The 16,255-nt window shown below is 66.0% G+C and carries 24 protein-coding genes; 20 read left to right on the forward strand and 4 right to left on the reverse strand.

From position 1 onward, the window contains the following. The 13 genes from AC3WOH_RS26275 to AC3WOH_RS26335 form a co-directional block, all read left to right on the forward strand. Window positions 1–79, forward strand: a 79-nt coding sequence (locus AC3WOH_RS26275; protein ID WP_290575830.1) for an EF-Tu C-terminal domain-related protein, incomplete at its 5' end; no start/stop codon positions are given. Between the two features lie 27 nt (window positions 80–106). Then, on the forward strand, window positions 107–418 hold the full coding sequence (rpsJ, locus tag AC3WOH_RS26280) for a 30S ribosomal protein S10 (protein ID WP_005796953.1): 312 nt from the start codon (window positions 107–109) through the stop codon (window positions 416–418). Between the two features lie 226 nt (window positions 419–644). Then, on the forward strand, window positions 645–1,319 hold the full coding sequence (rplC, locus tag AC3WOH_RS26285; protein WP_007847818.1) for a 50S ribosomal protein L3: 675 nt from the start codon (window positions 645–647) through the stop codon (window positions 1,317–1,319). Then, complete coding sequence (gene rplD, locus AC3WOH_RS26290; protein WP_184864776.1) at window positions 1,319–1,939, forward strand: 50S ribosomal protein L4; 621 nt, start codon at window positions 1,319–1,321, stop codon at window positions 1,937–1,939. Before rplC ends, rplD begins: the two co-directional genes overlap by 1 nt. Beyond that, window positions 1,936–2,250, forward strand: coding sequence for a 50S ribosomal protein L23 (gene rplW, locus AC3WOH_RS26295; RefSeq protein WP_007847815.1), 315 nt, complete (start codon window positions 1,936–1,938; stop codon window positions 2,248–2,250). The genes rplD and rplW overlap by 4 nt, the downstream gene beginning before the upstream one ends. Before the next feature lie 2 nt (window positions 2,251–2,252). Next, window positions 2,253–3,077, forward strand: coding sequence for a 50S ribosomal protein L2 (gene rplB, locus AC3WOH_RS26300; protein ID WP_007847814.1), 825 nt, complete (start codon window positions 2,253–2,255; stop codon window positions 3,075–3,077). Window positions 3,078–3,087: 10 nt separating this feature from the next. Beyond that, a complete protein-coding gene (gene rpsS, locus AC3WOH_RS26305) occupies window positions 3,088–3,366 on the forward strand; it encodes a 30S ribosomal protein S19 (protein WP_024813777.1) in 279 nt (92 codons plus the stop codon). A 9-nt stretch (window positions 3,367–3,375) separates the two neighbouring features. After that, window positions 3,376–3,708 (forward strand): 50S ribosomal protein L22, encoded by a 333-nt coding sequence (gene rplV, locus AC3WOH_RS26310; RefSeq protein WP_005796970.1) that lies wholly within the window; start codon window positions 3,376–3,378, stop codon window positions 3,706–3,708. Window positions 3,709–3,722: 14 nt separating this feature from the next. Beyond that, window positions 3,723–4,604, forward strand: a complete 882-nt coding sequence (gene rpsC, locus AC3WOH_RS26315; protein WP_184864774.1) for a 30S ribosomal protein S3 — start codon at window positions 3,723–3,725, stop codon at window positions 4,602–4,604. A gap of 2 nt (window positions 4,605–4,606) precedes the next feature. After that, on the forward strand, window positions 4,607–5,023 hold the full coding sequence (gene rplP, locus AC3WOH_RS26320; protein WP_007847799.1) for a 50S ribosomal protein L16: 417 nt from the start codon (window positions 4,607–4,609) through the stop codon (window positions 5,021–5,023). 16 nt (window positions 5,024–5,039) lie between these two features. After that, complete coding sequence (gene rpmC, locus AC3WOH_RS26325; protein WP_184864771.1) at window positions 5,040–5,234, forward strand: 50S ribosomal protein L29; 195 nt, start codon at window positions 5,040–5,042, stop codon at window positions 5,232–5,234. Between the two features lie 9 nt (window positions 5,235–5,243). Next, window positions 5,244–5,513: a 30S ribosomal protein S17 gene (rpsQ, locus tag AC3WOH_RS26330; protein ID WP_110539576.1), complete on the forward strand. Its 270-nt coding sequence runs from the start codon at window positions 5,244–5,246 to the stop codon at window positions 5,511–5,513. Window positions 5,514–5,648: 135 nt separating this feature from the next. Next, entirely contained in the window at window positions 5,649–6,158 is a 510-nt protein-coding gene (locus tag AC3WOH_RS26335; protein WP_184864769.1) for a peroxiredoxin, read from the forward strand. Window positions 6,159–6,160: 2 nt separating this feature from the next. Here AC3WOH_RS26335 and AC3WOH_RS26340 read toward each other — a convergent pair whose 3' ends face one another. From AC3WOH_RS26340 to AC3WOH_RS26350, 3 genes are all read right to left on the reverse strand, one after another. Further along, window positions 6,161–7,762, reverse strand: a complete 1,602-nt coding sequence (locus tag AC3WOH_RS26340) for a reverse transcriptase family protein (RefSeq protein ID WP_492232286.1) — start codon at window positions 7,760–7,762, stop codon at window positions 6,161–6,163. Window positions 7,763–8,043: 281 nt separating this feature from the next. Continuing rightward, a complete protein-coding gene (locus AC3WOH_RS26345) occupies window positions 8,044–8,535 on the reverse strand; it encodes a GNAT family N-acetyltransferase (protein ID WP_492232287.1) in 492 nt (163 codons plus the stop codon). A 67-nt stretch (window positions 8,536–8,602) separates the two neighbouring features. Next, window positions 8,603–9,277: a cytochrome b/b6 domain-containing protein gene (locus AC3WOH_RS26350; RefSeq protein WP_184864763.1), complete on the reverse strand. Its 675-nt coding sequence runs from the start codon at window positions 9,275–9,277 to the stop codon at window positions 8,603–8,605. Window positions 9,278–9,443: 166 nt separating this feature from the next. Here AC3WOH_RS26350 and AC3WOH_RS26355 point away from each other — a divergent pair, with 166 nt between their 5' ends. Next, complete coding sequence (locus AC3WOH_RS26355) at window positions 9,444–9,899, forward strand: c-type cytochrome (RefSeq protein ID WP_492232288.1); 456 nt, start codon at window positions 9,444–9,446, stop codon at window positions 9,897–9,899. Window positions 9,900–9,996: 97 nt separating this feature from the next. Here AC3WOH_RS26355 and AC3WOH_RS26360 read toward each other — a convergent pair whose 3' ends face one another. Beyond that, window positions 9,997–10,500 (reverse strand): TlpA disulfide reductase family protein, encoded by a 504-nt coding sequence (locus AC3WOH_RS26360; protein WP_184864759.1) that lies wholly within the window; start codon window positions 10,498–10,500, stop codon window positions 9,997–9,999. A gap of 179 nt (window positions 10,501–10,679) precedes the next feature. On the opposite strand from AC3WOH_RS26360, the gene AC3WOH_RS26365 reads away from it, so the two are divergent. The 6 genes from AC3WOH_RS26365 to AC3WOH_RS26390 are packed head-to-tail and all read left to right on the forward strand — an operon-like array spanning window position 10,680 to window position 16,254. Beyond that, window positions 10,680–11,216 (forward strand): hypothetical protein, encoded by a 537-nt coding sequence (locus AC3WOH_RS26365; protein ID WP_492232289.1) that lies wholly within the window; start codon window positions 10,680–10,682, stop codon window positions 11,214–11,216. Beyond that, window positions 11,213–12,460, forward strand: a complete 1,248-nt coding sequence (locus AC3WOH_RS26370; RefSeq protein ID WP_492232290.1) for an MFS transporter — start codon at window positions 11,213–11,215, stop codon at window positions 12,458–12,460. Before AC3WOH_RS26365 ends, AC3WOH_RS26370 begins: the two co-directional genes overlap by 4 nt. Then, complete coding sequence (locus AC3WOH_RS26375; protein ID WP_184864753.1) at window positions 12,457–12,906, forward strand: PTS sugar transporter subunit IIA; 450 nt, start codon at window positions 12,457–12,459, stop codon at window positions 12,904–12,906. The genes AC3WOH_RS26370 and AC3WOH_RS26375 overlap by 4 nt, the downstream gene beginning before the upstream one ends. Further along, window positions 12,875–13,144 carry an HPr family phosphocarrier protein gene (locus AC3WOH_RS26380; RefSeq protein ID WP_184864752.1) on the forward strand — a complete coding sequence of 90 codons (270 nt, stop codon included), beginning with the start codon at window positions 12,875–12,877 and terminating at the stop codon, window positions 13,142–13,144. Before AC3WOH_RS26375 ends, AC3WOH_RS26380 begins: the two co-directional genes overlap by 32 nt. Before the next feature lie 42 nt (window positions 13,145–13,186). Next, a complete protein-coding gene (ptsP, locus tag AC3WOH_RS26385) occupies window positions 13,187–14,944 on the forward strand; it encodes a phosphoenolpyruvate--protein phosphotransferase (protein WP_492232291.1) in 1,758 nt (585 codons plus the stop codon). Window positions 14,945–14,994: 50 nt separating this feature from the next. Beyond that, window positions 14,995–16,254 (forward strand): MFS transporter, encoded by a 1,260-nt coding sequence (locus AC3WOH_RS26390; RefSeq protein ID WP_492232292.1) that lies wholly within the window; start codon window positions 14,995–14,997, stop codon window positions 16,252–16,254. Window position 16,255: the final 1 nt, after the last annotated feature.

The raw sequence follows: 16,255 nt of genomic DNA on the forward strand, positions 1-16,255 counted from the left end.
GGAAGAAGGTCTGCGCTTCGCCATCCGTGAAGGCGGTCGTACCGTCGGCGCCGGCGTCGTGGCCAAGATCATCGCCTGATCGATCCGATAACAAGAAGGAACTGACATGTCCAAGCAAAAGATCCGCATCCGTCTGAAGGCATTCGATTACAAGCTGATCGACCAGTCCGCAGCCGAAATCGTTGACACCGCCAAGCGCACCGGCGCCATCGTCAAGGGCCCCGTGCCCCTGCCCACGCGCATGAAGCGTTTCGACATCCTGCGCTCGCCGCACGTCAACAAGACCAGCCGCGACCAGCTCGAAATCCGCACGCACCAGCGTCTGATGGACATCGTGGACCCTACGGACAAGACCGTGGACGCCCTGATGAAGCTCGACCTGCCAGCCGGCGTGGACGTCGAAATCAAGCTGCAGTAATGATCCCTTCCCGGCAGGCTTGCCTGCCGGGGATGGTCTCGTACGACGCGAACTTGCTTGCAAAAGCGGTTCGCGTTATACTTTAGGGCTTCGCTTTTGATGCGTGCGCTTTTGTGCACGCGCGGGCGAAGTTTTATTAACCTTCTCTCATGGCAAGCGCATGCTACGCGCGGGCCAACACCTCGGCCAATTGAAGTCGGGGCGGTGGGAGTTTTGGAGAAAACCAATGAGTCTGAGCAACTCCCTCGGGTTGCTGGGTCGCAAGGTGGGCATGATGCGTCTGTTCACCGATGATGGGGACGCAGTGCCTGTCACGGTGGTGGATGTGTCCAACAACCGCGTAACCCAGATCAAAACCCAAGAGAACGATGGCTACGTGGCCCTGCAGGTCACGTTCGGCTCGCGCAAAGCATCGCGCGTGACCAAGCCAGAAGCCGGCCACCTTGCCAAGGCAGGTGTGGAAGCCGGTGAAATCATCCAGGAATTCCGCGTGACCGCCGATACCGCTGCCCAGTACCAAGCTGGCGCCTCGGTGGCTGTGACGTCCGTGTTCTCCGTGGGTCAGAAGGTCGACGTGCAAGGCACCTCGATCGGTAAAGGCTACGCCGGCACCATCAAGCGCCACAACATGAGCTCGCAACGCGCGTCGCACGGTAACAGCCGTTCGCACAACGTTCCCGGCTCCATCGGTATGGCGCAGGATCCAGGTCGCGTGTTCCCTGGCAAGCGGATGACGGGCCACCTCGGCGATGTCACCAAGACCACGCAAAACCTCGATGTGATCCGCATCGACGAAGCGCGTCAACTGCTCTTGATCAAGGGCGCTATTCCGGGCTCCAAGGGTGGGTTCGTGACGGTGCGTCCCGCCATCAAGGCCAAAGCCTCCAAAGGAGCGAACTAATGCAGCTCGAACTCCTGAATGACCAAGGCCAGGGCGCATCCAAGCTGGATGTTCCTGAGACCGTGTTCGGTCGTGAATACAACGAAGATCTGGTGCACCAGATCGTGGTGGCCTACCAGGCCAATGCCCGCCAAGGCACTCGCGCCCAGAAGGACCGCGAGCAAGTCCGTCACTCGACCAAGAAGCCTTTCAAGCAAAAGGGTACGGGTAACGCACGTGCTGGTATGACCTCCTCGCCACTGTGGCGCGGGGGCGGTCGCATCTTCCCGAACCTGCCTGATGAAAACTTCAGCCAGAAGATCAACAAGAAGATGTACCGCGCTGGCATGTCCGCCATCCTGTCGCAGCTGGCCCGCGAAGGCCGCCTGGCAGTGGTGGATTCGCTGAAGGTCGACTCGCCCAAGACCAAGGTCCTGGCCGACAAGTTCAAGGCGATGAACCTGCAATCGGTGATGGTGATCTCCGAGGAAGTGGACGAAAACCTGTACCTGGCTTCGCGCAATCTGGTGAACGTGCTCGTGGTCGAGCCCCGTTACGCCGATCCCGTGTCGCTGGTCCGATTCAAGAAAGTGCTCGTCACCAAGGGCGCGATCGACAAACTCAAGGAGATGTTCGCATGAGCACGCTCAAGTTTGACGAAGGTCGTCTGATGCAAGTGCTGGTCGCTCCCATCGTGTCCGAAAAGGCCACCATGGTTGCTGAAAAGTCCAATGCTGTGACGTTCAAGGTGCTGCAGAACGCAACCAAGCCAGAAATCAAGGCCGCTGTGGAATTGATGTTCAAGGTCGAGGTCAAGGGCGTTTCCGTGGTGAACACCAAAGGCAAGACCAAGCGCTTCGGCAAGACCGTCGGCCGCCGCGACAATGTTCGCAAGGCATACGTCACGCTGCAGCCAGGTCAAGAGCTGAACCTGTCCGGGGAGGCTGCTTAATCATGGCCGTTATCAAGATGAAACCCACTTCGCCCGGCCAACGTGCCGTGGTGAAGGTCACGCGTGACCACCTGTACAAGGGTGAGGCGTACGCCCCGCTGCTGGAACCCCAGTTCCAGAAGGCCGGCCGTAACAACAACGGTCACATCACCACCCGCCACAAGGGCGGTGGCCACAAGCACCACTACCGCGTGGTGGACTTCAAGCGCAACAAGGACGGCATCCCGGCCAAGGTTGAGCGCATCGAGTACGACCCGAACCGTACGGCCCACATCGCTCTGGTGTGCTATGCCGACGGCGAGCGTCGCTACATCATCGCTCCCCGCAACCTGGAAGTGGGCGCAACCCTGCTGTCCGGTTCGGAAGCCCCGATCCGCGCTGGCAACACGCTGCCGATCCGCAACATCCCCGTGGGTTCGACCATCCACTGCATCGAGCTCAAGCCCGGTGCCGGTGCGCAGATCGCCCGCTCGGCTGGTGCTTCGGCAACCCTGCTGGCCCGCGAAGGCACCTACGCCCAAGTGCGCATGCGCTCGGGTGAAGTGCGCAAGATCCACATCGAATGCCGCGCCACCATTGGCGAAGTGGCCAACGAAGAACACAGCCTGCGCCAACTGGGCAAGGCCGGTGTGAAGCGCTGGATGGGTATTCGTCCAACGGTTCGCGGCGTGGCCATGAACCCTGTGGATCACCCTCACGGTGGTGGCGAAGGCCGCACCGGCGAAGGCCGCCATGCAGTCGATCCTTGGGGCAATCTGACCAAGGGTTATCGCACCCGTAACAACAAGCGCACACAGATCATGATCGTGTCGCGTCGCAAGAAGTAAGGGGTAACAGATGACTCGCTCTCTCAAAAAGGGTCCATTTGTTGACCATCACTTGCTGGCCAAGGTCGAGAAGGCCATCGCCACCAAGGATAAGAAGCCAGTGAAGACCTGGTCACGCCGCTCCATGGTTCTGCCCGAGTTCATCGGTCTGACCATTGCCGTGCACAACGGCAAGCAGCACGTACCTGTGTACGTTACCGACCAGATGGTGGGCCACAAGCTGGGCGAATTCGCCCTGACGCGCACCTTCAAGGGCCACCCCGCGGACAAAAAAGTCCAGAAGAAATAAGGAACGACCATGTCTGAAACACGTGCAGTCCTCCGGGGCGTCCGTCTGTCGGTCGACAAGGGCCGTCTGGTCGCTGATCTGATCCGCGGCAAGAAGGTTGATCAGGCCCTGAACATCCTGACGTTCACGCAGAAAAAAGCTGCTGGCATCGTCAAGAAGGTTCTGGAGTCCGCTATCGCCAACGCTGAGCACAATGACGGCGCCGATATCGACGAACTGAAGGTCAAGACCATCTACGTCGAGCAAGGCACCACGCTCAAGCGCTTCACCGCGCGCGCCAAAGGCCGCGGCAACCGCATCAGCAAGCCCACGTGCCATGTGTACGTGACGGTTGGCAACTAAAGGCTCGGAAGACTATGGGACAGAAAATCCATCCTACCGGCTTCCGCCTTGCGGTCAGCCGCAACTGGTCCAGCCGTTGGTACGCCAGCAACCGCGACTTCGCGGGCATGCTGGCCGAAGACATCAAGGTGCGCGAGTACCTGAAGGCCAAGCTGAAGAACGCAGCCGTGTCGCGCATCCTGATCGAGCGCCCCGCCAAGAACGCCCGCATCACCATCTACTCGGCACGTCCTGGTGTGGTGATCGGCAAGAAGGGTGAAGACATCGAGAACCTGAAGAAGGAACTCGCGTCGCGCCTGGGCGTGCCTGTCGCAGTGAACATCGAAGAAGTGCGCAAGCCTGAAATCGATGCCAAGCTGATCGCCGACAGCATCACGCAGCAGCTCGAAAAGCGCATCATGTTCCGCCGCGCCATGAAGCGCGCCATGCAGAACGCCATGCGTCTGGGTGCCCAGGGCATCAAGATCATGTCGTCCGGCCGTCTGAACGGTATCGAAATCGCCCGTACCGAGTGGTACCGCGAAGGCCGTGTGCCACTGCACACCCTGCGCGCCGACATCGACTACGGCACCTCCGAAGCCAAGACCACCTACGGTGTGATCGGCGTCAAGGTCTGGGTCTACAAGGGCGATACGCTGGGTCGTAACGACCTGCCTGCCGTGGAAACCCCACGTCCAGACGAAGAACGCCGTCCCCGCGGCCCACGCCGTGATGGCCGCCCAGGTGGCGACCGTCCAGGTGCTGGCCGTGGCCCACGCCGCCCAGTGGGTGCGAATTCCGCACCTGCTGACGGCAGCGACAAGCCCGCCGAAGCCGGTGGCGCTGACAACACCGCCGTTAAGCGCGTTCGCAAAGTCGCCGCGCCCGCTACAGCAGCGGACGGTAAAGGAGAATAAGTATGCTGCAACCTGCTCGCCGCAAGTACCGCAAGGAGCAAAAGGGCCGTAATACCGGTGTCGCAACGCGGGGTGCCTCCGTTGCCTTCGGTGATTTCGGTCTGAAGTGCACCGACCGTGGCCGTCTGACGGCCCGCCAGATCGAGGCTGCACGCCGTGCAATCTCCCGTCACGTGAAGCGTGGCGGCCGCATCTGGATCCGCGTGTTCCCGGACAAGCCGATCTCTACCAAGCCCGCAGAAGTGCGTATGGGTAACGGTAAGGGCAACCCCGAGTACTACGTGGCCGAAATCCAGCCCGGCAAGATCGTTTTCGAAATCGTCGGCGTGCCCGAAGAACTGGCCCGTGAAGCGTTCCGCCTGGCTGCCGCCAAGCTGCCGCTGCGCACCACGTTCGTCAGCCGCCACATTGGCTCGTGATTCAGGAGAACAAGCAATGAAGACCTCTGAACTCCGCCAAAAAGACGTTGCCGGCATCGAAAGCGAAATCAAGGCTCTGCAGAAGGCCCACTTCGGCCTGCGCATGCAGAAGGCTACCCAGCAGTTGGCCAACACCAACACGCTGCGTACCACCCGCCGCGATATCGCCCGTGCAAAGACCATTCTTGCTGAAAAGCAAGCCGCCAAGTAAGGAGCCGACATGACGGAAGCTAAAAAATCCCTCAAGCGCACCTTGATCGGCAAGGTGGTCAGCGACAAGCGCCAGAAGACCGTGACCGTGCTGATCGAGCGCCGTGTGAAGCACGAGCTCTACGGCAAGATCGTGGGCAAGTCGAGCAAGTACCACGCCCACGACGAAAAGGGCGAGTACAAGCTGGGCGACGTGATTGAAATCACCGAGAGCCGTCCGCTCTCCAAGACCAAGAACTGGGTTGCCACCCGCTTGGTGCAAAAGGCCGGCCTGCTCTAAGCCCTCCCGGCTGACTGGCAGCACTGCCCTCCAAAACGACCCACAATGTGGGTCGTTTTGCTTTGTGGGCCGTGCTTTGTCGAAAGCGGCCCGCCGGGCATGCGTACACCCCCAACAAACCTAGGAGAGAGAACCATGATCCAAGTCGGCGACACCCTGCCCGCGAGCACCCTGATGGAATATTCGGAAGTCGAAGGCGAAGGCTGCAGCATCGGCCCCAACCCCGTTCCTGTGGACAAGGCCACGGCAGGCAAGACCATTGCGCTGTTCGCGCTGCCCGGCGCCTTCACGCCCACCTGCTCGGCCAAGCATGTGCCTGGTTACCTGGAGAAGGCCGAAGAGTTCAAGGCTGCTGGTGTGGACGAAATCTGGTGCGTGAGCGTGAACGACGCCTTCGTGATGGGCGCCTGGGCGCGCGACCAGAAGACCGCCGGCAAGGTGCGCATGCTGGGCGACGGCGACGCCACCTTCGCCAAGGCCACCGGCCTGACGCTGGACCTCAACGGCAAGGGCCTGGGCCTGCGCAGCAACCGCTACTCGATGCTGGTGCGCGACGGCAAGGTCGTCACGCTCAATATCGAAGCCCCCGGCAAGTTCGAGGTCAGCGACGCGGCCACGCTGCTGGCACAGGCCAAGGCAGCCTGATTTCAGTCCTTCGCCGCCGCTTCCCCGTCCACCGGCGTGAAGCGGATGGCATCGAACAAACGCTGCAATCTGGCAGCGCGCGCTGGTGCCAGCCATTGGCTGGCCCAGCGGATTTCTCCCTCCAGCCGCGCACGGTCGCCCGCCTCCACCCAGGCCTGCTGTGCCAGCCGGTGCAGTCGCGCCTTGAGCATGTCGAACTGCGTGCGGCTGTAGTTGGCCCGTTGGTTGACCACCAGGCCGGTGACGGTCTGGCGCTGGTGGGCCGGCATCACACGGGTCTTGTCGGCCCGCAGGGCAAACCCTTCATCCTGAGCGATCGCAGCGACCCAGGCGCGCAGCGCAATGAACTGGCGCCGCAGGGTTTCGGGGCCTGAAAACACCAGATCGTCGGCATAGCGGGTGTAGTTCGCGCCAAAGCGCTGCGCGAGCGCCTGCAGCCGCACATCCAGCCCAAAGGCGCACAGGTTGGCCAGCGCAGGCGAGGTGGGCGCACCCTGGGGCAGATGGGGCCGGGCCAGGCGCTGGGCCATGGCGCGGCGCTGCGTAACGAAGGCCGGAGCCTCGGGCATGCACTCCAGCAGCCGCTCGCGCACGCCCACAGGCGTAGGTGTTGTGCTCAAGCGGGTGAGCAGCTCGGCAGCGGCGCGTCCGTGCCCCAGGGCGCGCCACAGGGCCCGCACGCGTGTGGCGTGGATCTGGGTGAAGAAGTCCGCCAGGTCGAACCGGATGACGACGGCCTGGCCGGTGTGAACCTGCGCATGGCTGCCCACGCTGCGGCCGCGAACGAAGCCGTGCGCTGCTTCGTGCAGGGGAATGGCTGCCAACAGTGTGTCCAGGATGCGCCGTTGCGCATGCATCAGGCGTGGGCGCGGAGACTCCAGCAGGCGCAGTCCGCCACTGGGCTTGGGCAGCAGCCGGTAGCGGTAGTGCGAAGGCGGGAGCGCATGGCCCGCAGCCTGCCGTTCGCGCCAGAAAGCGCCCTGGGGCGCCAGCCACGACAGATCGTCCAGCGAGAGCGCCAGCATCCGGGCCACGTCGGCGGCGGTGGCCAGGAGCGGGGGTGCTGTGCTGCGCTCCATCCAGGCCGGAGGGGGACCTGCCTCGGCGGGGCGCAGCAGCCAGCGCCGTGGAGCGGCCGTGCGTGCGGTGGCGGCCCAGATGCGGAACGCCTGGGCCAGGCGTGGCGCCGTCCAGCCGGTAGGAGGCAGGCCGGGCAGGGTGCCATCGTCGTCGCTTTCCCCATCGGGTTCAGCGAAGCCATCGCCATCTCCATCCGAGGCCGGTGCATCGCTATCGCCAGCGGCCCAGGGCAACGCGCCCTGGCGCAGGCCGGCGCTGCGCCACCAGCGGCCCCAGCAGAGCCAGGTGGCCACGTCTTCCGGTTCCCAGCGCGCCCACTCCAGCGAGGGCATGGCGGACAGGCGCCGCAACTGTTCCAGCACAGAGGCAGGGAGCGTGGGTCCTGCCGCCGCCTCCAGGCCCAGGCAGGCCTGCACCCGCGCGACAAGGGCCTGGGGCGTGCGGTGTCCGGGCGTCTGCGCGTCGGCCAGCACCGCCATTGCGATCGCCTTGGCCAGCACGCGGGAGCGGACGGGGGTCTTCACAGCGTGTCGGCGCGATGGTGGGCAGTGGGGCGGGGCCGTGCGATGGCCGCGGCAAGGGTGGCCCGGCGCCAACCTGCGGGTTGGGCGCGAACCTGGTGCCACGGATGGCAGGGGGGTCGCGCGCCGCGATGTGCGCTTGCCAGATACACCGTGGGGCTACCCCACGGCCCGAACCGGTGAGGGATCGGAATGCTTGGCGCCAGGCCGCTGGCATTCTAACGTCGCCATCCCGGCGACGGCGAGCCACGCCCACGCACAAGCACCGCTGGCCACCATCGCCCTCAGGAGATATCCACCTTGAGGTAGTGCGAGCCTGCGATGGGGTTGTGGTAGTAGGGGGGGATCTGCTCGAAGCCCAGGTCGGCGTAGAGTGCGCGGGCCGACTCCATGCCGTCGAGCGTGTCGAGCAGCACGCAGGCGTAGCCGGCACGGCGCGCCTGGTCCAGCATGGCCTCGGCCAGTTCGCGGCCCAGGCCGAAACCCCGGAAGGCCTTGCGCACGTACAGGCGTTTCATCTCGCTCGCGTTGGGGTAGTCGGCGGTATCCAGCGGGCGCAGGGCGCAGCATCCGGCGATGGCGCCTTCCACCACGGCCAGCAGCAGGTGGCCGCGGGGGGCGGCATAGTCGCCGGGCAGCTGGGCCAGTTCGGTCTCGAAATCCTGGAACGCCAGGTCCACGTTCAGGGTGCCGGCGTACTCCCGGAAGATGTCGCGCACCGCTTCCATCTCGGTGGCGGACGAGGGATTCATCAAGGTGACGGCGGGCTTGTCCAAGGCGGCAACTCAGGAGCTGGGGAGGGGGCAGTGTAGCGCCATGGCCCTTGCCGAACCCCCTGTGGGCTCAGAACGCGGGAGCCCCGAGGGTGGAGACCCACCAGGCCAGCCCCGCACCGAGCGCCAGGGCCAGCACCGCCGCCACGCGGCTGAGCAGGTCGTCGCGCGAGGGCGCCACGGGCTGGGGCAGCTCCTTGTCGCCATGCAGCATGGGCCGCACCAGGCGGTGCTTGCGCACTGCGATGTAGAAGACGATGGCCAGCAGGTGCAGGGCGACCAGTCCGAGCACCAGGTACTGGCCGATCTCCTTGTGGTAGCCCGTGGCCTGGCCCACCACGGCATTCGAGACGAAGCGCGTCAGCGGGCCCGAAAAGGCGATTTCATCGTCGCTCAGCAGGCCCGTGCCCACCTGGGCGGCCAGAACGGCCAGCAGGGCGAACACCGACAGCGCCCCCAGCGGGCTGTGGCCCACGGCATCGTCGGGGTGGCCCGCGCCGCGCAGGTAGCGCACGAGGCGTGCGGGCGAGTAGAGGAACGCGCCAAAACGCGACCAGCGTCCGCCCACCAGTCCCCAGACCAGCCGAAACACCAGGAGCGCCAGCACCACATAGCCCAGGCGCAAATGCCAGACCATGGCATTGCCGCCGATTTTGGCCGTGACCACCAGGGCGATCACGCTGGCGGCCAGGGCCCAGTGGAAGAGGCGGGTGGGCAGATCCCAGATGCGGACGGTGTGGGTCATGGTCGTGCTCCGGCGCTTGCCGTGTCGTGGGGTGTTCTTGGCCGCATTGTGCGCGAGATGGCCGGCGCCGCCAACGCGCACCGATAGGCATGCCAAAACCGCCGCAAAGCGGCATACTGGCGGTGGCTGGTTGGTTTTTGCTCCCCACGATACAAGGAAATATCCGATGAAAACCCTCGCTGTAGTCGCCCTTGCCGCGGCCGTCACCACGCTGTCGGCCCCTGCATCTGCCCAGTTCGCCAAGCCCGAAGACGCCATCAAGTACCGCCAGAGCGCGCTGTTCGTGATGGGCCAGCACTTCGGCCGCCTCGGGGCCATGGCCAATGGCCGCATCCCCTTCGATGCCAAGGCGGCGCAGGAGAACGCCGACATTGTGGCCGAGATCGCCAAGCTGCCCTGGGCCGGCTTTGGCGCCGGCACCGACAAGGGGGCGCCGACCAAGGCCCTGCCCGAGATCTGGACCCAGCAGGCCAAGTTCAAGGAGCATTCCGACAAGCTCGAGGCCGACACCGTCAAGCTCGCCGCGGCGGCCAAGACCGGCAACCTCGACAACCTCAAGACGGCTTTTGGTGCCACCGCCAACAGCTGCAAGGCCTGCCACGACAACTATCGCGCCAAGTGAGCGCTGGCACACCTGGGTGTGCCGAGCGAAAAAAGGCCTCTTCTGTGGAAGAGGCCTTTGCTTTTTGGAGCGGCCCGGTGTGCGGGCTTGCCCTGGATCAGGTCTCGGCCAGCAGCTTCTCGATCAGCTGGTGCAGCTCGGCGAAGTTGGGGGCGCCCACATAGGTCTTCACGATCTCGCCGCGCTTGTTGACGATGAAGGTCGAGGGGGTGAGCCGCACGTCGCCCCAGGCCTGGGCCACGGCGCCGGTGTTGTCGATGGCGACCTTGAAGGGCAGCTTGCGCGTCTCGGCGAAGTTCACCACATAGCTGGGCGGGTCGTAGCTCATGGCCACGGCCAGGGTCTCGAATCCCTTGGGCTTGTACTTGTTGTAGGTGGCAATGATCTCGGGCATCTCGGCCACGCAGGTGGTGCAACTCGTGGCCCAGAAATTCACCAGCGTGACCTTGCCGCGCAGGTCGGCCGTGGACTGGCGCGAGCCGTCAAGCAGCACGAAGGTGGACTGCGGTGCTGCCGAGCGGCCCGTGTCCAGGTACACGTAGGCACCCACGGCGGCAAAAGCCGCCACCGCTGCACCCGCTGCCCACTGCTTGATACCCATGGTGTCGTTCCCATCCCTGACTGGCGGGCCCTTGCGGCCCTGCACGGTATTGTGCCGGACATGCCGATCCTGCGCAGGCGCGGCGTGCCACTCCTTTGAGTGGAGTGCGCTCGCGCGCAAAAGTTCGCGTTCCCGGGCCGCTTGCACAAAAGAAGTGCATCCCTGCCGATAATGGGCCGATGAACTGGACTTTGCTCGGCGCGGCCTGCGCCCTCCTGGGCCTGGCCGCCTGCAGCCCGGCGCTCAATTGGCGCACGGTGCCACTGCCCGAGGCGGCACTCACCATCACTTTGCCCTGCAAGCCCGACCACGCCACCCGCAGTGTGGAGCTGGCCGGTGCGCCGGTCGATCTGTCCATGGTCGGCTGCGAGGCCGATGGCGCCACCTTCGCCGTCTCGCACGCCACGCTGGCCGACCCGGCACAGGCCGGTGCGGCACTTGCGCATTGGCACGCGGCCGTGCTGGCCCGCCTGGGCGGCCCGCAGGCGCAGACCGGCGAGCAGCCCTTTGTGCCGCGGGGCGCGCTGCCCTTGCCGCAGTCGGTGCGCGCCGTGGCCCAGGGCCAGGGGCCTGGCGGGCGTGCGGTCGTTGCGCAGGCGGTCTGGTTTGCCCGCCCCGTGGGGCCACAGATGCGGCTCTACCATGCCGTGGTCTACACGCCCAAGCCCCGCCCCGAGGTGGCCGACACCTTCTTCACCGGGTTGGTGCTGCCATGAGTGCGGGGGTGCTGCCGCGGCGCATGGCCGTCATCGTCTTCCTGGCCTTTGCCTTTGCCTACTTCCTGTCGGCCCTGCTGCGTGCCGTCACGGCCACGCTGGCGCCCACGCTGTCGCAGGAGTTCACGCTGCACGCCAGCGACCTGGGCCTGCTCGCGGGCGGCTACTTCCTGGGCTTTTCGGCCACGCAGCTGCCGCTGGGCGCCTGGCTGGACCGCCATGGCCCGCAAAAGGTGCTGCTCGGTTTTCTGGGCGTGGCCGTTGCCGGCTGCCTGGTGTTCTCCATGGCCACGGGCTTTTCGGGCCTGCTCGCGGGGCGGGTGCTGTGCGGCGCGGGGGTGAGTGCCTGCCTGATGGCGCCGCTCACCGGCTACCGCCGCTGGTTCGACCCGACGGCGCAGATGCGCGCCAACTCCTGGATGCTGATGACCGGCTCGCTGGGCATGGTGGCCTCCACCCTGCCGGTGCAGTGGGCCTTGCCGCTCGTGGGCTGGCGGCCGCTGTTCTGGGGGCTGGCCGTGCTGATCGGCGTGGCCATGGTGGGCATCGCGCTCTGGGTGCCGCGCTGGCATGCGGCCGAGCCCGCGCCAGGTGCAGCGGCGCCCCTCGCTCCTGGGGGCTATGGCGTGGTCTGGCGCCATCCCTACTTCCAGCGCATGGCCCCGCTGGGCTTTTTCGTCTATGGCGGCATGGTGGCCATGCAGACCCTGTGGGCCGGTCCCTGGATGCAGCAGGTGGCCGGCTACACCGCACTCGAATCGGCCGTCGGCCTGTTCTGGATCAATGTCTCCATGCTCTGCACTTTCTGGACCTGGGGCATGGTCAATCCCTGGCTGCTGCGCCGCGGCCTCGGCGCCGACCGGCTGATCCTCGCGGGCCTGCCGCTGTCGCTCCTCATCCTGCTGGCCATCATCGTCGCGGGGCCGGCGGCCGGAGGCGCCGCATGGGCGCTGTTCTGTGTCTCGTGCACCTTCGTCTCGCTGTCGCAGCCCGCGGTGGGCATGGCCTTCCCGCAGGCGCTCGCGGGGCGTGCGCTGTCGGCCTTCAACCTGGTGATCTTTGCCGGCGTGTTCGTGGTGCAGTGGGGCATCGGCCTGGCGGTGGACGCATTTGCCTCCGCAGGCCTGTCGACGACCGAATCGTTCCGGGCGGCCATGGGGGTTTTCCTGGCCTGCAATACGGGGGCCTACCTGTGGTTTGCGCGGGCCCAGCGCCATAATGTGCTCCAAACCTCTGTCCCATGAGCACCAGCATCCTCCTCATCGCCCATGCCCCCCTGGCCCATGCACTGCGCGAATGCGCCCTGCATGTGTTTGCCGACTGTGGCGACAGCGTGGTTGCACTCGATGTGCAGCCCAATGAGCGGCCCGAAGAAACCCTGGCCCAGGCCCAGATCCTGCTGGACCAGCTGGGCACCGACTCCACCCTGGTGCTGACCGACGTGTTCGGTGCCACGCCCTGCAATGTGGCGCAGCGCCTGGTCGATGGCGTGCGCTCACGCCTGGTGACAGGGGTCAACCTTCCGATGCTGCTGCGTGCCGTGAGCTACCGCGCAGAACCCCTGGATTCGGTCGTCACCCGCGCGGTGGTGGGCGGCACGCAAGGGGTGATGCAGGTGGCCATCGCCGCGCCGCAGAACCAGTCCCGACGCAACCGACATGATCAAGACCCGTACGACCATCAGCAATAAACTGGGCCTGCATGCCCGTGCCTCGGCCAAGCTCACCAAGCTGGCCGGCAGCTTTCCCTGCGACGTTTTCATGAGCCGCGGCGACCGCCGCATCAACGCCAAGAGCATCATGGGCGTGATGATGCTGGCCGCCGGCATGGGCACCGAGGTCGAGATCGAGACGAATGGCGAGCGCGAGCAAGAGGCCATGGACGGCCTGCTGGCGCTGATCGCCGACAAGTTCGGTGAAGGCGAGTGAGGTCCCGCAAGGGGGATTGATGGCTGAAGAAAGGCGCTGGCAATGACCTTTTCCGTCCACGGACTCGCGGTGGCGCGCGGCATCGCCATCGGCCGTGCCGTGCTCGTGGCCTCGAGCCGCGTGGACGTGGCCCACTATTTCATCCAGCCCGAGCAGGTTCCCGCCGAGATCGAGCGCGTGCGCCAGGGCCGCAATGCCGTGGTGGAAGAGCTGCAGCGCTTGCAGACCGACATGCCCGCCGATGCACCGCACGAGCTCACCGCCTTGCTGGACGTGCACCTGATGCTGCTGCAGGACGAGGCCCTCACGGGCGGCGTCAAGCACTGGATCACCGAGCGCCTGTACAACGCCGAGTGGGCGCTCACCACCCAGTTCGAGGTGATTGCGCGCCAGTTCGACGAGATGGAGGACGAGTACCTGCGCGAGCGCAAGGCCGACCTGGAACAGGTGGTCGAGCGCATCCTGCGCTACATGAAGGGCGTGTCCAGCCCCGTGGCGCCCCCAGCGAGCAGCCCGCGCCGCAAGACCCAGCAGGACCTGCTGCTCGACGACACGGTGGACGTACCCCTGGTGCTGGTGGCGCACGACCTGTCGCCGGCCGACATGCTGCAGTTCAAGGAGAGCGTGTTCGCCGGCTTCGTGACCGACGTGGGCGGCAAGACCTCGCACACGGCCATCGTGGCGCGCAGCATGGACATCCCGGCGGTGGTTGGCGCGCGTGCGGCCAGCCAACTGGTGCGCCAGGACGATTGGGTCATCATCGACGGCGATGCCGGCGTGGTCATCGTCGACCCCTCGCCCATCATCCTGGCCGAGTATGGCTTTCGCCAGCGCCAGACGGAGCTCGAACGCGAGCGCCTGTCGCGCCTGCGGCATACGCCAGCCGTCACCATCGACGGCCACCGCATCGAACTGCTGGCCAACATCGAGCAGCCCGGTGACGCCGTGGGGGCCGTGCGCGCCGGGGCCGTGGGTGTGGGCCTGTTCCGCAGCGAATTCCTGTTCATGGGCCGCACCGGCAACCTGCCGGGCGAGGATGAGCAGTACCGCGCCTACCGCGAGGCCCTCGACGGCATGCAGGGCCTGCCGGTCACCATCCGAACCATCGACGTGGGGGCCGACAAGCCGCTGGACAGCAAGGCCCACAAGGACACGCACCTGAACCCCGCCCTCGGCCTGCGTGCCATCCGCTGGAGCCTGGCCGACCCGGCCATGTTCCGCACCCAGCTGCGCGCCGTGCTGCGTGCGGCGGCGCATGGCAAGGTGAACCTGCTGTTCCCCATGCTGGCGCACTCCAACGAGATCCGCCAGACCCTGGCCCAGGTGGACCTGGCGCGTGCCGAACTCGATGCCCGGGGCGAGGCCTATGGCCCGATCCAGCTCGGGGCCATGATCGAGGTGCCGGCTGCGGCGCTGATGGTGCGCACCTTCCTGCGCTACTTCGATTTCCTGTCCATCGGCACCAATGACCTGATCCAGTACACCCTGGCCATCGACCGCGCCGACGAGGCCGTGGCACACCTCTACGACCCGGTGCACCCGGCCGTGCTGCGCCTGGTGGCCGACGTGATCGCCGAGGGCGAGCGCCAGGGCAAGAGTGTGTGTGTCTGCGGCGAGACCGCGGGTGACGTGACCATGACCCGGCTGCTGCTGGGCCTGGGCCTGCGCAGCTTCTCCATGCACCCGGCGCAGATCCTGGCCGTCAAGCAGGAGATCCTGCGCGCCGATACGCGCAAGCTGGTGCCCTGGGCGCAGCAGGTGCTCGATGGCGAAGAGCCGGCGGCATTGCTGGCGTCGTAGTTGGATGCAATGGCTGCCAGCGCCGGCTGGACAAGCGCTGGAGGTTGATCTTGGCCCATGCCCCGGTAGTCCCCGCTGACGCGTCCCTGATCGATTCGCGCCAGGCCTTTGAGCGCCTCCTGGCCACGCTGGGCCTGGTGGTGCTGGGCAACAGCAGCATGTATGTGGTGTCGGTCGTGCTCCCGGCCGTGCAGAGCGAGTTCGGCATCGGCCGGGCGAGTGCCTCGTTGCCCTACACCCTGATGATGGTCTGCCTGGGTCTGGGAGGGCTGCTGACCGGCAGGTTGGCAGACCGCCATGGCCTGACGCCCGTGCTCTGGCTGGGCGCCCTGGCCGTGCTGGGCGGCTTTGTCGGCGCGGCCTTTTCCGGCAACATCTGGGCCTTCGGCCTGGCCCATGCGGTGATGGGCTTCATCGGCAGCTCGGCCACCTTCGCGCCGCTGCTGGCCGACACGGCGCTGTGGTGGAACCGCCGGCGCGGCATTGCGGTGGCGGTGTGCGCCAGTGGCAACTATGTGGCGGGTGCGCTCTGGCCCCCCATCGTGCAGTACGGCATCGACACCATCGGCTGGCGACCGACCTACATGGCGCTGGGCGTGGTCTGCGGCCTGGGCATGCTCGCGCTGTCGCTGCGCATGCGCCAGCGGCCGCCGGCCATCCAGGCCGCGGCGGTTGGCACGCCGGCGGCCGCCGTGGACCGCACACGCCCCTTCGGCCTGGCACCGGCCGTTGCCCTGGGGCTGCTGTGCGTGGCCGGTGTGGCGTGCTGTGTGGCCATGGCCATGCCGCAGGTGCACATCGTGGCCTATTGCACCGACCTGGGCTTTGGCGCCGCCCAAGGGGCGCAGATGCTGTCGCTCATGCTGGCCTGCGGTGTCGTGAGCCGGCTGGTCTTCGGACTGATCTGCGACCGCATCGGCGGCATCCGCACCCTGTTGTTGGGGTCGGCACTGCAGGGCATCGCGCTGCTGCTGTTCCTGCCTTACGACGGCCTGGTGCCGCTGTATGTGATCTCGGCGCTGTTCGGTTTGTTCCAGGGCGGCATCGTGCCGACCTACGCCATCATCGTGCGCGAGTACTTCGCGCCCACGCGGGCGAGCGTGCTGGTGGGTGCCGTGATCATGGCCACGCTCATCGGCATGGCGCTGGGTGGCTGGCTATCGGGCTTCATCTTCGATGTCACCGGCAGCTACCATGCCGCCTTCCTCAACGGCATTGGCTGGAATCTGTTGAACCTGTCCATCACCGGCTGGCTCTTCCTGCGCCTGCGCAGGGAGCGCCTGCAACCTGGTCTGCCCACCGGGGCGTGAC

It is taken from the genome of Acidovorax sp. FW305-C-20-28 (genome assembly GCF_058783375.1).

What these genes read in the sequence shown, in the direction of transcription:
- rpsJ (WP_005796953.1), top strand. Translation starts at nt 107, where the DNA reads ATGTCCAAGCAAAAGATCCGCATCCGTCTGAAGGCATTCGATTACAAG.
- rplC (WP_007847818.1), top strand. Translation starts at nt 645, where the DNA reads ATGAGTCTGAGCAACTCCCTCGGGTTGCTGGGTCGCAAGGTGGGCATG.
- rplD (WP_184864776.1), top strand. Translation starts at nt 1,319, where the DNA reads ATGCAGCTCGAACTCCTGAATGACCAAGGCCAGGGCGCATCCAAGCTG.
- rplW (WP_007847815.1), top strand. Translation starts at nt 1,936, where the DNA reads ATGAGCACGCTCAAGTTTGACGAAGGTCGTCTGATGCAAGTGCTGGTC.
- rplB (WP_007847814.1), top strand. Translation starts at nt 2,253, where the DNA reads ATGGCCGTTATCAAGATGAAACCCACTTCGCCCGGCCAACGTGCCGTG.
- rpsS (WP_024813777.1), top strand. Translation starts at nt 3,088, where the DNA reads ATGACTCGCTCTCTCAAAAAGGGTCCATTTGTTGACCATCACTTGCTG.
- rplV (WP_005796970.1), top strand. Translation starts at nt 3,376, where the DNA reads ATGTCTGAAACACGTGCAGTCCTCCGGGGCGTCCGTCTGTCGGTCGAC.
- rpsC (WP_184864774.1), top strand. Translation starts at nt 3,723, where the DNA reads ATGGGACAGAAAATCCATCCTACCGGCTTCCGCCTTGCGGTCAGCCGC.
- rplP (WP_007847799.1), top strand. Translation starts at nt 4,607, where the DNA reads ATGCTGCAACCTGCTCGCCGCAAGTACCGCAAGGAGCAAAAGGGCCGT.
- rpmC (WP_184864771.1), top strand. Translation starts at nt 5,040, where the DNA reads ATGAAGACCTCTGAACTCCGCCAAAAAGACGTTGCCGGCATCGAAAGC.
- rpsQ (WP_110539576.1), top strand. Translation starts at nt 5,244, where the DNA reads ATGACGGAAGCTAAAAAATCCCTCAAGCGCACCTTGATCGGCAAGGTG.
- AC3WOH_RS26335 (WP_184864769.1), top strand. Translation starts at nt 5,649, where the DNA reads ATGATCCAAGTCGGCGACACCCTGCCCGCGAGCACCCTGATGGAATAT.
- AC3WOH_RS26350 (WP_184864763.1), bottom strand. Translation starts at nt 9,277, where the DNA reads ATGACCCACACCGTCCGCATCTGGGATCTGCCCACCCGCCTCTTCCAC.
- AC3WOH_RS26355 (WP_492232288.1), top strand. Translation starts at nt 9,444, where the DNA reads ATGAAAACCCTCGCTGTAGTCGCCCTTGCCGCGGCCGTCACCACGCTG.
- AC3WOH_RS26360 (WP_184864759.1), bottom strand. Translation starts at nt 10,500, where the DNA reads ATGGGTATCAAGCAGTGGGCAGCGGGTGCAGCGGTGGCGGCTTTTGCC.
- AC3WOH_RS26365 (WP_492232289.1), top strand. Translation starts at nt 10,680, where the DNA reads ATGAACTGGACTTTGCTCGGCGCGGCCTGCGCCCTCCTGGGCCTGGCC.
- AC3WOH_RS26370 (WP_492232290.1), top strand. Translation starts at nt 11,213, where the DNA reads ATGAGTGCGGGGGTGCTGCCGCGGCGCATGGCCGTCATCGTCTTCCTG.
- AC3WOH_RS26375 (WP_184864753.1), top strand. Translation starts at nt 12,457, where the DNA reads ATGAGCACCAGCATCCTCCTCATCGCCCATGCCCCCCTGGCCCATGCA.
- AC3WOH_RS26380 (WP_184864752.1), top strand. Translation starts at nt 12,875, where the DNA reads ATGATCAAGACCCGTACGACCATCAGCAATAAACTGGGCCTGCATGCC.
- ptsP (WP_492232291.1), top strand. Translation starts at nt 13,187, where the DNA reads ATGACCTTTTCCGTCCACGGACTCGCGGTGGCGCGCGGCATCGCCATC.